Origin of the sequence: Ketobacter sp., from assembly GCF_003671495.1 — a bacterium.
Classification (GTDB): domain Bacteria; phylum Pseudomonadota; class Gammaproteobacteria; order Pseudomonadales; family Ketobacteraceae; genus Ketobacter.
This window is the reverse complement of the sequence record NZ_RCHN01000034.1, coordinates 1-10,681: the sequence shown is the minus strand read 5'-3', so window position 1 is coordinate 10,681 and position 10,681 is coordinate 1. Positions and strand designations below refer to the sequence as shown.

The window sequence follows — 10,681 nt, the reverse complement described above, 5'->3', positions numbered from 1 at the left end:
ACTTTTTCTTAGTCAAGTTATTGATTTTCATCCGTTTGGCGCTTTCTGGCTATGGTGAGTCCGTCTGCCAGGGTCAGCAGGCTCAAGTCGATGCGCTGGTCGTTTTTCAGCTTCATATTCAATGCCCGCAGGGCTCGGGTATCGGCATCGTTGACGGACGTGTCTGCCACCCGCCCACTCCACAGCATGTTGTCCAACAGGATCAGTCCGCTGGGCCGGATCAGGGACAGGCAAGCCTCATAATAGAGGTCATAGTTTTCTTTATCCGCGTCGATGAAGGCCAGGTCAAACGCGTCTTGCTGCCCCGATTCCTGTAACGCATTCAAGGTGTCCAGTGCCGGTGCCAGCACCAGTTTGATCTTGTGGTCCACTCCAGCCTGTTGCCAATAGCGCTGAGCCATGCCGGTCCAGGTGGGGTCCAGGTCGCAGCAGATCATTTCACCGTCCTCTGGGAGTGCCCTGGCCATGCACAGGCTGCTGTAGCCGGTGAAGGTCCCGATCTCCAGAATGCGGCGGGCACCAATGAGCTTGACTAACAGAGCCATGAACTGGCCTTGCTCCGGCGCAATTTGCATGCGCGCCATCTCATCACCTGCGGTTTCCTCCCGCAGGGCTCGCAGCAGCTCATCATCGCGCACGGAATGCTCAAAAACATAATCATGGATGGCCATCAAATCGAGAGTGGGTTGGTTGGACACGATGAACTCCTTGCGGCGCTGAAAGTGGGTTGGGTTCAGTATTGCGAGCTGGCTCAAACAATCATTCTCTATGATCTTTTCTGCCATTGGGTATGCGAGACAAACTATATTAAATGTCTCGCAGTCAGTCGGTACACAATAATAACGTTTCTTTTTACTGAAATTTCGGAGGGATTCCAATGTCTGCCATTCAACCCGTTACCCGGGAAGCGCTGATCGCTCAGCTGGAAGATATGAAGGGGCAGGTGATTGATCCCCAGGCGGGCATTTTCGGCCCGGACAGCATGTTCTGGCGAGTGGTGCGTCATTCCGCCAGTTTTATGGGCGCCGGACGGGCGGTGTTGCTGCAGACAGCACACCCCTGGATTGCCAATGGCGTCAAGCAGCATTCCCGTACCCTCAATGATCCCATCAGTCGTTTTCGCGGCACCTTCACCAATGTGTTCACCATGGTCTTCGGAAACCTGGACCAGGTGGTGGAAAGCGCCCTCAGGGTACACGAGATTCATCGCAAGATTGTGGGCAAGGTGGAAGAGGACTCCGGAGCCTTTGCTGCCGGCAGCCGTTACATGGCCAACGAGATCAATGCCATGATCTGGGTGCACGCCACATTGTGGGAAGGGGCGGTGAAAATGTACGAGACCTATGTGGGCACCCTCAGCAAAGAGGACAAGGAACAGTATTATCTGGAGTCCAAAATGTTTGCCTACTTGTTTGGCATACCGGAAGACGCCTTGCCCCCCAACTGGGATGAATTTTTAGAGTACAACGAGAAAATGTGGTACTCGGATCAGCTCAACGTGCAGGCGGCGGCCAAGGAAATTGCCAAGTTCCTGTTCTCCATCCACAAGCCCCTGCGCCCGATGATGAACCGCTACAAGGTCGTGACCTCCATGCTGATGCCGGAGCCGGTGCGGGTGCAATACGGATTGCCGGAGGACACCCCGGAAAACCAGGCGATTTTCCAACGTAACCTGCGCATCGTGCGACGGGTATATCCCTTGCTGCCTCGCCACTTGCGCTATTTGCCACCGTACAACGAGGCCATGCGGAGACTGAAAGGAAAGCACAGCCCCGGCCTGATTACCGGTGGCTTGAACAGACTGGTGTTAGGCCAGGCGTCCCTGGTATCTGCTTGACGTCAAAAGCGCCTGAGGTCAAAAACGTGGGTTACGTTTCTTCCGTAACCCACTGAATGAGCTGTTCTCCCTCAGCGTTGATCTGTAGCCACTGATCCGGATCGTCGCCTTTGGTCCAGGCGCTTTCCACACAGCGTACTTCGCGGTTCAGTGCGGCAAATGCCGCCCGTCCCATGTCCACATCGTCGCGCCAGGGTGTGTCTTTGCTGTCAATCCAGATGGACGTGAATCCGGTGCGGCCGGCATTCAGCACCACCATGCCATGGCCGTCGCTGCCGGCCTGGCCACAGCGAAACTTGCAGCCTTTCTTGCTGCTGCGAACCACCTCAAAGTGGTTGAACGCGGAGCTCAGCCAGTCCGTAATGGCCGCCACGTCGTTGCACGCCACATAGATTTCCAGATCATCCAGGTAGGAAAGGGATTCATTGCTCATAAGAGGTTTATTCCAGGGCCGGGTCCAATAAATTCACCAGGATCTGCTCGTACACCTTGGTCAGTATATCCAGATCATCCGCTTTGATGCGCTCATTCAGTTTGTGGATGGTGGCGTTGCAGGGGCCAAGCTCCACCACCTGGGCACCGGTGGGGGCAATGAAACGGCCGTCAGAGGTGCCACCGGATGTGGACAGCTCCGGCTCCACGTTGGCTTCTGTGCGAATGGCACTGACCACGGCCTGCACCAGGTCGCCGCGTCCGGTGAGAAAGGGTTCTCCGTACAGGGTCCACTCGATCTGGTATTCCAGGCCGTGGTCGTCGAGGATTTTATGGGTTTTCTCTTTAAGCGAGTCGGCGGTGTTTTCGGTGGAAAAGCGGAAGTTGAACACAACGTCCACGTGGCCCGGTATGACGTTGGTGGCACCCGTGCCCCCGTTGATGTTGCTGATCTGGAACGAGGTGGGTGGGAAGAATTCGTTGCCGTTGTCCCAGTGGGCGCTGGCCAGGGCATCCAGAGCCGGTGCCACCTGGTGAATGGGATTGCGGGCCAGGTGCGGATAGGCCACATGCCCCTGGATACCTTTGACGATCAGCTTGGCGCCGAGAGAACCGCGGCGGCCATTCTTGACCACATCGCCCACCCGGTTAGTACTGGAGGGCTCGCCCACCACGCACCAATCCATTTTTTCCCCCCGCGCCTCCAGATGCTCCACCACTTTCACGGTGCCGTTGATGGAAGGGCCTTCCTCGTCGCTGGTGATCAGGAAGGCGATGGAGCCTTTATGGTCCGGATGCTCAGCCACGAAGCGCTCGCAGGCGGTCACCATGGCCGCCAGGCTGCCTTTCATATCGGCGGCACCCCGCCCACACAGCATACCGTCCTTGATCACTGGCTCAAACGGGGGATACTCCCAATTGTCCACCGGGCCGGTGGGCACCACGTCGGTGTGCCCTGCGAACGCCAGCACGGGTCCCTGGTTGCCGCGCCGGGCCCAGAAGTTGTCCACCTCGCCAAAGCGCAGCCGTTCCACCTCGAAGCCAATGGCGGACAGCCGTTCGATCATGATGTTCTGGCAGTCGCAATCGTCAGGGGTGACGGAGGGCTGGGCGATGAGTTGTGTGGCCAGTTCTAACGTAGGCGACAGGTCGGACATGGATCAGGTTACCCCGGATGGTCAAATGGCCCGCTATGATACCAAACAGCGAACCAGTTTACCGAGTAATTACCGGGAGCAGGGCTAGTTGAAGCCCTTGGCAGTCTCGACTTCCTCCACCGCCAGGGATTTACGGCCTTCGTAATACTTGTTCCATTCGATTTTGATGGCCCGCAGATTACCCTGGGTGGCTTTGGGGAAGGGTTTGATGGCTTTCAGGTCCACCCCCGCCTGCATCAGGGTGAGTGCGGCCAGCTTGATTTCCGGCAACGTCATATCGCGGCCGAAATAGAGGATGTTGGCGTCGGCCTCCGGCTGTTCATCCTCCCGGTAGGGCAGCACGATGAAGCCGATTTCCTTCAGTGCCAGCTCCACGATATGGCTGTCAACGGTGAGCGGGATGCCCTTGATCAGCATGCGGGACTCCACGGTGTGGGATTCCAGTAACCGTTCACGGGCCTGGTGGGCCTGCTGTGCCCGCAGGATATTGGGGTTACCGCTGACCCAGCCAAAGCTGATGAGTTGTTGCATCAGGGCCAGTTCTTCCTCCTTGGGAGGGCGCAGTTGCGCCAGGATCAGCGTCAGCTTGTCCAGGTGGCTGTATTTCCATTGCTCCATCTCGGCCAGGTCGTTGTCTTTTTCTGCCAGTAAATCAACCTGTTGGCTGCGGATGACATTGGCGTAGATGGCGACACCCAGCATGATCAGCAGCAGGGTGACGTTGACGGCAATACCGGCAATGGACTTCAGCGGCAGCAGTTTCACCGCCGCGGCCAGGCCGATACCCAGCAACAGTAAAATCCAGGGCAACAGGTAGGGTAGTGCGCTCATAGTGTCCTAAAAATTCATTGAATTTAATGAATTAGTATAGACAACTCAGGAAGAACGCTAGGCCCGTTAGGCTAATGGAAGATTATTTTCCGAAAAACGCTGCGTAGTCCTGATCTTTGAAGCCCACGCTGGTTTTCTTCCCGGCAATGGTGACCGGGCGCTTGATGAGGGTGGGGTGCTCAACCATGAGACGCACGGCGCTGGTTTCATCCACGCTGCCTTTTACCGCGTCCGGCAATTGGCGCCAGGTGGTGCCGCGCTTGTTGAGGAGGGTCTCCCAGCTTTGGGTTTTCAGCCAGCCGCGGATCATGGCTTCATCAATGCCGTCTTTGCGAAAGTCGTGGAACTGATAATCGATGCCATTGGACTCCAGCCATTTGCGGGCTTTCTTGACGGTGTCGCAATTGGGGATGCCGTAGAGGGTTATGGTGGTCATAGAAATTCTCGTGATGGGCAGGTCTTGTATTTAAAGCGAACTACAAGGGTGCAGCATAAGGGGAGTGAGTCAACCGATTCAAGAACGTCAGCGGCAGGGACGCCGCTGTCGAGGCCCACGGATGGGTATACGGCGTTTCTTGAATCGGCTGGCTTGCCTCCCACCGCGATACGGGAAGCAAAACGGCTATCAGTCAGTAATCCGCAGCAGCTCGTTGATCCCCACTTTGCCGCGCGTTTTCTCATCCACTTTCTTCACGATGATGGCCGCGTAGAGGCTGTATTTGCCACAGGCGGAGGGCAGATTGCCGGATACCACAACGGAGCCGGCTGGCACTTTCCCGTAGTGGATTTCGCCGGTTTCGCGGTCATAGATGCGGGTGCTCTGGCCAATGTACACACCCATGGAAATCACAGAGCCTTCGCCCACCACCACGCCTTCCACCACTTCTGAGCGGGCGCCGATAAAGCAGTTGTCCTCGATGATGGTAGGGCCCGCCTGCAGTGGTTCCAGCACGCCACCGATGCCCACACCGCCGGACAGGTGGACGTTCTTGCCGATCTGGGCACAGGAGCCCACGGTCGCCCAGGTGTCCACCATGGTGCCGCTGTCCACGTAGGCGCCGATATTGACGTAGGAGGGCATCAGCACCACGCTGGGGGCAATGTAACTGCCGGCGCGGGCCACCGCGGGGGGGACCACCCGTACGCCGGATTCCTTGAACTGTTCCGCACTCATGTTGGCGAACTTGGAAGGAACCTTGTCGTAATACTGGGTGAACTGGCCATTAATGGGCGCATTGTCATTAATGCGGAAGCTCAGCAGCACGGCTTTTTTCAGCCATTGGTTCACCACCCATTCGCCATCCAGCTTTTCGGCAACGCGGGCCTCACCGCTGTCCAGCATGGCCAGGGCATCGTTCACCGCGGCTTTAACACTGGCATCCACACTGGTGGGGGAGATGCTGGCTCGGTTGTCGAACGCAGTTTCAATAATGGATTTCAAGTCGGACATCTAGGTTCTCCTGTTATTGGCTGTCCTGATCAGGATTGGACAAAGTGTTTGATTCGTTCGGCGGCTTCGATGCACTGGTCCAGGGGGGCCACCAGTGCCATGCGCACCCGGTTCTCACCGGGGTTGATGTTGTCCACCGTGCGGGAAAGGAATTGCCCCGGTAAAACCGTAACGTGCTGTTGCTGGAACAGGCCGCGGGCGAATTCAGTGTCTGTAACCGGTGTCTTTGGCCACAGATAAAAGCTGGCATCAGGCCTTTGTACGTCCAGCACCCCGTCCAGAATGCTCAGTACGGAATCGAACTTTTGCTGATAGATGCGGCGGTTTTCCTGCACGTGCGCCTCATCGTTCCAGGCGGCGATGCTGGCCAACTGATGTTGCACCGGCATGGCACAACCATGATAGGTGCGATACTTCAGAAAATCCGCCAGGATGTCAGCATCGCCGGCCACAAATCCGGAGCGCAGCCCCGGCAGGTTGGAGCGTTTTGACAAACTGTGGAAGACCACGCAGCGTTTGAAGTCCGTGCGGCCCATGCTGTTACAAACCTGCAGCAACCCCACCGGTGGCGCAGCTTCGTCGAAATAGATTTCCGAGTAACACTCGTCCGAGGCAATCACGAAGTCGTATTCGTCCGCCAGCGCAATCAGTTTGCGCAACGTGGCAGCGTCGGTGACTGCGCCAGTGGGATTACCCGGGCTGCACAAAAACAGCAGCTGGCAGCGCCGCCAGACCGACTCGGGCACCGCGTCGTAATCCGGGATGAACTGATTCTCCGGCTGGCACGGCAGGAAGTGTGGCGTCATACCCGCCAGATAAGCGGCCCCTTCGTATATCTGATAGAACGGGTTGGGGGACACCACCAGGCCGTCGATATGGGTGCGGTCCGCCACCACCTGGGTAAACGCAAACAGGGCTTCCCGGGTTCCGTTGACCGGCAGCACCTGGGTGTTCGGGCACAGGCCCGCTGCATCCAGTGCAAAGCGCTTGTCGGCCCACTGGGCGATACTTTGCCGCAGTTCGGGAATGCCTTTGGTGGAAGGGTACACCGCCAGCTTGTCGATGTTGTCGATAATGCTCTGCTTAACAAACGCCGGGCTGGTGTGCTTGGGCTCGCCAATGGACAGGGCAATATGGCGCCGATCGCCGTTGTGGGTCACGCCCTGGAAGAGTTGCCCCAGTTTTTCAAATGGATAGGGTTGCAGCTTGTGCAAATCGTTATTCATGCTCAGGGTGCCGTTTGGTCTAATTTTTCCTTGATGTCCGCTTTGATCCGCTCACAGAGTTCCGGGTCCTTGATCATGTCCCCGTTCAGGTCGGTAATGTAAAACACGTCCTCGACCCGTTCCCCCAGGGTGGCAATGCGGGCATTGTGCAGGGACACGTTATTCTCCAGGAAGATGCAGCCGACTTCCGCCAGTAAGCCGGGCCGGTCCAACGCCACCAGCTCCACAACGGTATGCTCTTTTTCAATGTCGTTGCTGATGACCACTTCGGTGGGAATGTTAAAGTGTTTTAAGGCCCGTGGCATGCGTTTGTGAACGATTTCCGGGTACTTGCTTGGATCTTTAAGGGCCTTCTGCAGTTTTCTGACGATCTGCTCCACGCGGGCCTGGTCGTCACCGATGTCGGTGCCGTTTTCCTCCAGAATGATATAGGTATCCAGGCTGAAGCCGGTGGCGGAGGTGATGATCTTGGCGTCGACGATGGTCAGGTTCAGTTGGTTCAGGGCGGCCACGGTGGCGGCAAACAGGTTGGGGGCGTCCTTGGTATAGATGAACACTTCGGCGGCGCCATGGTAGTTGCGGTCGTCCGTTTTCCCCAGCAGCACCATGGGCACATCCTGGCTCGGGTGGTTGAGCATGGCTTCGGTGTGCCGCGCGACGTCGCCATAGGTTTCCCGCAGAAAATAATCGTCGCCCAGGCTGTCCCAGAGTGTGTTCACGGTGGTTTCGCTGATGCCGCGGTTGGAGAGCAGAGCCATGGCCCGTTCCTTGGTCTCTTCAATCCAATCCTCCCGGTTGCCCGGGTTTTCCAGGCCCCGCCGCAGGGCGCGCCGGGTCTCGGCATAGAGTTGCCGCAACAATGCGCCACGCCAACCGTTCCACAGTTTGGGGTTGGTGGCGCGGATGTCGGCCACCGTTAATGCATGCAGGTAATCCAGCCGCACCTGATCGCCCACTTTGCAGGCAAACTCGTGAATGACGTCCGGGTCTGAAACATCCTTCTTCTGTGCGGTGAGCGACATCAGAAGGTGATGCTCCACCAGCCAGGCCACCAGGTTCGCATCCCACTTGCTCAAGCGATGGTGAATGCAGAAGTTATAGGCATCCAGTGAACCCAACTCGGAATGATCGCCACCGCGGCCCTTGCCCAGATCATGGAATAATCCGGCGATGTACAGCAGCTCGATCTTGGGAATGCGGTGCACGATGTAGTGGGCGATGGGAAAATCTTTCTTCACCTCCTGGTGCCGGAACATACGCAGGTTGCGCAGCACATGGAGGGAGTGAGCGTCCACCGTGTAAATGTGGAACAGGTCATATTGCATTTGTCCGATGACCTGGCCAAAGGTGGGAATGTAATTACCCAGAATCCCGTAACGTTTCATGCGGTAGAACTGGGTGTAAATCTTGTTGGGGGAGCGCAGCAGTTCCATAAACATGGAGATGTTGCGGATGTCGTTACGAAAATGCTCATCCACCAGGTGGCGATGGTCCCGGATCAGGCGAATGGTGGAGGCACGGATGGCCTCGATCTGCTCGTTCTGGGCCAGGATCAGAAACACCTCCATCAGGGCGGAGGGATAAAACTCGAACACCTTGTCGTGGGTGACTTCGATAAAACTGTTGTGGATCTGGAAGCGGCTGTTGATGGGGGTGATCACCTCGGGTTCGTCTGCCCGCAGGATGGCCTCATCAAAATGCTGCAACAGCATGTCGTTCAGCTGGGAAATGGACAGCGCTACCCGATAATAGCGCTTCATGAACTTTTCCACCGCCAGTGCGGAGCTGGAATCCTTATAACCCAGCATCTCCGCCACCGCTTTCTGATAATCAAACAGCAGCCGGTTTTCACCGCGGCCGGTGATCAGGTGGAGGGCGTAACGCACTTCCCACAGAAAAAGATGCCCGGAGTTGAGGATGTCGTATTCATCTGAGGTGAGAAACCCGTGGCTCACCAGGTCGCTGAGCCGCCGGGCGTCAAAGTAGCGCTTGGCCACCCAGCCGATGTTCTGGATATCCCGCAGGCCGCCGGGTGCACTCTTGATGTCCGGTTCCAGGTTGAATTCCGTGTTGCTGAACTTGTCGTAGCGGGCGATCTGTTCTTTCCACTTGGCCGTGAAAAATGACTTGGCATCCCAGATGTGGTCGGGGCCAGTGCGTTCAATCATTTCTTCCGCCAGCTCCGGTGCTCCGACGATGGTGCGGGCTTCCATCAGGTTGGTGGCAATGGTGATGTCTGACTTGGCCAACTCAACGCATTGGTCCAACGTACGTACGCTGTGCCCGACTTCCAGCCCGATGTCCCACAGCTGGGTGACAAAGGCCGACAGGTCTTCGTGATAAGCCTGGGCCGAAGCATCGCTGCGCAGCAGGATCATGAGGTCGATATCGGAGTGGGGGTGCAGCTCGGCCCGGCCATAGCCACCCACGGCCAGCAGCGCAATGTCGGGACAATTGGAGCAGTTATAATGGTTCCAAAGCTGTTGCAGCAGCTTGTCCATGACCCAGGCACGGCGGCGGATGATGAGCTTGATGTTTTCCAGGCGCCGAAAGCGCTGGTTGAGCACGGCATCGGCATCCTTCATGGCCTGCTTGAAGGCCAGGGCGATGGCGCCTTTTTCGGCTACCAGTTGCTCAAACCGCGTCTGCTCAAACAGCTCCGAATCGTGCTTCAACTCGGTGACGAGAGGGGTTTTCATAGTGGCTTAGAGGCCGCTTTCCTCTGAGCGCAGGGTCAGCACTTCATAGCCGGTTTCCGTAACCAACACGGTGTGCTCCCATTGCGCAGACAGTTTGTGGTCCTTGGTTACCACAGTCCATTTGTCTGGTAACAGTTTGGTAAAGCGCTTGCCGGCGTTGATCATCGGCTCGATGGTAAAAATCATACCGGCCTGCAACACTTCCCGGGTGCCCGGTTTCCCGTAGTGTAGCACCTGGGGTTCTTCGTGAAAGCCTTCACCAATTCCATGGCCACAGTACTCACGGACCACCGAGTAATGATTGCTCTCCGCATGCTTCTGGATGGCGGCGCCGATGTCCCCAAGGTGGACGCCGGGTCTGACCATCTTGATGCCCAGGTACAGGCACTCCTGGGTGACACTCACCAGTCTTTGTGCCTGGATGGAGGGTTCGCCCACAAAGAACATCTTGCTGGTGTCCCCGTGGTAGCCATCCTTGATGACCGTGATGTCCACGTTGATGATGTCACCTTTTTTCAGGACCTTCTTGTCGCTGGGGATGCCGTGACAGATGACGTGATTGACCGAAGTGCAGATGGACTTGGGAAAGCCTTTGTAATTCAGGGGGGCAGGAATGGCGTGCTGTTCCTGCACAATATAGTCATGACATATCTTGTCCAGCTCGCCGGTGGTGACCCCTGGCTGAATATAATCGCCAATCATTTCAAGGACTTCGCCCGCCAGGCGGCCGGCAATGCGCATCTTTTCGATTTGTTCGGGGGTCTTGATGATAATGCTCATGTAATTGAAAACCGTTCCAAGTCAGCTCTGGCGGGGCAAAGGCGGGTATTGTACATGGCCGCGGCAGCAGGATATACCCCTGAACAATGTGGTGATTTTGCCGTCGAGGTTACCGATTGAGTTGTTGTGGGCATGGCTTTGTGGTATAAAGCGCCGCTCTAACTAAACCCTAAACCACACATGTTCCGACACATGCATCAGGGTGCCCGGTTTGCCGCACGGCAGCGGGGTTGATTCATGGGGAACATGGAGGCTTAACCCACTGAAAA

At 56.8% G+C, this 10,681-nt stretch carries 10 protein-coding genes; 1 reads left to right on the top strand and 9 read right to left on the bottom strand.

The annotated features are described in order from the left end of the window. Positions 1-17: 17 nt before the first annotated feature. Entirely contained in the window at positions 18-671 is a 654-nt protein-coding gene (locus D9N14_RS16325; protein WP_317622638.1) for an O-methyltransferase, read from the bottom strand. A 206-nt stretch (positions 672-877) separates the two neighbouring features. Between D9N14_RS16325 and D9N14_RS16320 the strand changes: the two genes are divergently transcribed. Next, a complete protein-coding gene (locus tag D9N14_RS16320; protein ID WP_290581661.1) occupies positions 878-1,837 on the top strand; it encodes an oxygenase MpaB family protein in 960 nt (319 codons plus the stop codon). Between the two features lie 31 nt (positions 1,838-1,868). On the opposite strand, the gene D9N14_RS16315 is transcribed toward D9N14_RS16320, so the two are convergent. The 8 genes from D9N14_RS16315 to map form a co-directional block, all read right to left on the bottom strand. Further along, a complete protein-coding gene (locus D9N14_RS16315; RefSeq protein ID WP_290581659.1) occupies positions 1,869-2,270 on the bottom strand; it encodes a hypothetical protein in 402 nt (133 codons plus the stop codon). A gap of 7 nt (positions 2,271-2,277) precedes the next feature. After that, the gene (dapE, locus tag D9N14_RS16310; protein ID WP_290581657.1) at positions 2,278-3,426 is read right to left on the bottom strand and encodes a succinyl-diaminopimelate desuccinylase; all 1,149 of its coding nucleotides are present in this window, start codon (positions 3,424-3,426) and stop codon (positions 2,278-2,280) included. Positions 3,427-3,510: 84 nt separating this feature from the next. Continuing rightward, the gene (locus D9N14_RS16305) at positions 3,511-4,257 is read right to left on the bottom strand and encodes a hypothetical protein (protein ID WP_290581655.1); all 747 of its coding nucleotides are present in this window, start codon (positions 4,255-4,257) and stop codon (positions 3,511-3,513) included. A gap of 82 nt (positions 4,258-4,339) precedes the next feature. Beyond that, positions 4,340-4,693 (bottom strand): ArsC family reductase, encoded by a 354-nt coding sequence (locus D9N14_RS16300; protein WP_290581653.1) that lies wholly within the window; start codon positions 4,691-4,693, stop codon positions 4,340-4,342. Positions 4,694-4,882: 189 nt separating this feature from the next. Beyond that, entirely contained in the window at positions 4,883-5,707 is an 825-nt protein-coding gene (dapD, locus tag D9N14_RS16295; RefSeq protein ID WP_290581651.1) for a 2,3,4,5-tetrahydropyridine-2,6-dicarboxylate N-succinyltransferase, read from the bottom strand. 29 nt (positions 5,708-5,736) lie between these two features. Then, positions 5,737-6,933, bottom strand: coding sequence for a succinyldiaminopimelate transaminase (dapC, locus tag D9N14_RS16290; RefSeq protein WP_290581649.1), 1,197 nt, complete (start codon positions 6,931-6,933; stop codon positions 5,737-5,739). A gap of 2 nt (positions 6,934-6,935) precedes the next feature. Beyond that, the gene (locus D9N14_RS16285; RefSeq protein ID WP_290581648.1) at positions 6,936-9,632 is read right to left on the bottom strand and encodes a [protein-PII] uridylyltransferase; all 2,697 of its coding nucleotides are present in this window, start codon (positions 9,630-9,632) and stop codon (positions 6,936-6,938) included. A gap of 6 nt (positions 9,633-9,638) precedes the next feature. Then, entirely contained in the window at positions 9,639-10,412 is a 774-nt protein-coding gene (map, locus tag D9N14_RS16280; RefSeq protein WP_290581646.1) for a type I methionyl aminopeptidase, read from the bottom strand. Between the last annotated feature and the right edge of the window lie 269 nt (positions 10,413-10,681).

Coding starts and splice junctions, on each gene's coding strand:
- D9N14_RS16325 (WP_317622638.1), bottom strand. CDS start 671: ATGGCCATCCATGATTATGTTTTTGAGCATTCCGTGCGCGATGATGAG.
- D9N14_RS16320 (WP_290581661.1), top strand. CDS start 878: ATGTCTGCCATTCAACCCGTTACCCGGGAAGCGCTGATCGCTCAGCTG.
- D9N14_RS16315 (WP_290581659.1), bottom strand. CDS start 2,270: ATGAGCAATGAATCCCTTTCCTACCTGGATGATCTGGAAATCTATGTG.
- dapE (WP_290581657.1), bottom strand. CDS start 3,426: ATGTCCGACCTGTCGCCTACGTTAGAACTGGCCACACAACTCATCGCC.
- D9N14_RS16305 (WP_290581655.1), bottom strand. CDS start 4,257: ATGAGCGCACTACCCTACCTGTTGCCCTGGATTTTACTGTTGCTGGGT.
- D9N14_RS16300 (WP_290581653.1), bottom strand. CDS start 4,693: ATGACCACCATAACCCTCTACGGCATCCCCAATTGCGACACCGTCAAG.
- dapD (WP_290581651.1), bottom strand. CDS start 5,707: ATGTCCGACTTGAAATCCATTATTGAAACTGCGTTCGACAACCGAGCC.
- dapC (WP_290581649.1), bottom strand. CDS start 6,933: ATGAATAACGATTTGCACAAGCTGCAACCCTATCCATTTGAAAAACTG.
- D9N14_RS16285 (WP_290581648.1), bottom strand. CDS start 9,632: ATGAAAACCCCTCTCGTCACCGAGTTGAAGCACGATTCGGAGCTGTTT.
- map (WP_290581646.1), bottom strand. CDS start 10,412: ATGAGCATTATCATCAAGACCCCCGAACAAATCGAAAAGATGCGCATT.